The organism is Enterobacter chuandaensis (assembly GCF_003594915.1).
In the GTDB taxonomy this organism is placed as follows: domain Bacteria; phylum Pseudomonadota; class Gammaproteobacteria; order Enterobacterales; family Enterobacteriaceae; genus Enterobacter; species Enterobacter chuandaensis.
Map to the genome: position 1 here is coordinate 1 of NZ_QZCS01000032.1, position 1,170 is coordinate 1,170.

Sequence of the window (1,170 nt, forward strand, 5' to 3'; positions counted from 1 at the left end):
TGAATCGCCACGGATAATCTAGACACTTCCGAGCCGTTGATAATACTGGTTTTCATATTCTGTCGGTGACATCTGTTCGCTAGAACCATGCCGACGCTTACTGTTATAAAACATTTCGATGTAATCAAAAATATCACTGCGTGCTTCTTCCCGCGTTCCGTAGATCTTTTTCTTTATCCGTTCACGTTTCAACAACTGGAAAAAACTTTCTGCAACCGCATTATCATGGCAGTTACCGCGACGGCTCATGCTACCCTCCAGGCCGTGTGATTTCAGGAACGACTGCCACTCATGGCTTGTGTACTGACTGCCCTGATCCGAATGAACCAGCACCTGTTTTTCGGGATTACGCCGCCATACAGCCATCAGCAGTGCGTTCAGGACAATGTCCTTTGTCATCCGGGATTGCATGGACCAGCCGATAATTTTGCGTGAGAACAGATCAACAACAACGGCAAGATACAGCCAGCCTTCGTGGGTCCTGATGTAGGTTATGTCCGTTACCCAACGCTCATCAGGAGCATCCGGATTGAACTGTCGCTGGAGCCTGTTGGGTGACACGATACTGGCCTCGCCTTTACGTGCCCGCGGGCTTCGGTATCCGACCTGAGCCTTTATTCCGACACGTTTCATCAGTCTCCAGACTCTGTTTACTCCGCACTGTTGCCCGCTGTCACGCAGATCCAGATGGATTTTGCGATAACCATAGACGCATCCCGATTCCAGCCAGAACTGTTTAATCTGTCCTGTCAGTCTCAGGTCTGCCTGATGGCGTTGTGAATGCGGCTGCTGAAGCCAGGCGTAAAAACCACTGGGATGAACATCCAGCACCCGACAGAGCAGGCGAACAGGCCAGCAACAGGAGTTGTCACGGATAAAGGCGTACCTCAGTCGGACAGCTTTGCGAAGTACGCCGCGGCTTTTTTTAATATGTCCCGTTCGTCGGTAACCCGTTTCAGCTCTTTCTGGAGACGGCGGATCTCGGCCTGAGCATCTGACTGTTCTTTATTAGTGGAAGAATCCGGACCGTACTTCTTTATCCAGGCATAAAGGCTGTGGGTGGTGATATCGAGACGTGTTGCAACGCTGGCAACAGAATAACCGCGATCAACAACCTGTTTGACTGCTTCAGTTTTAAACTCTTCGGGATAACGCTTACCGCTCATGGGC

1 protein-coding gene is annotated in these 1,170 nt (G+C 50.6%); it reads right to left on the minus strand.

Going from position 1 to position 1,170, the window contains the following annotated elements; all coding sequences use genetic code 11:
• Window positions 1-18: 18 nt before the first annotated feature.
• Window positions 19-1,166, minus strand: a protein-coding gene (locus tag D5066_RS22770) for an IS3 family transposase (protein WP_085949497.1) whose coding sequence is annotated in 2 segments (ribosomal slippage) — window positions 19-929 and window positions 929-1,166 — 1,149 coding nt in all. Because the reading frame shifts where the segments join, the coding sequence is not laid out codon by codon here.
• Window positions 1,167-1,170: the final 4 nt, after the last annotated feature.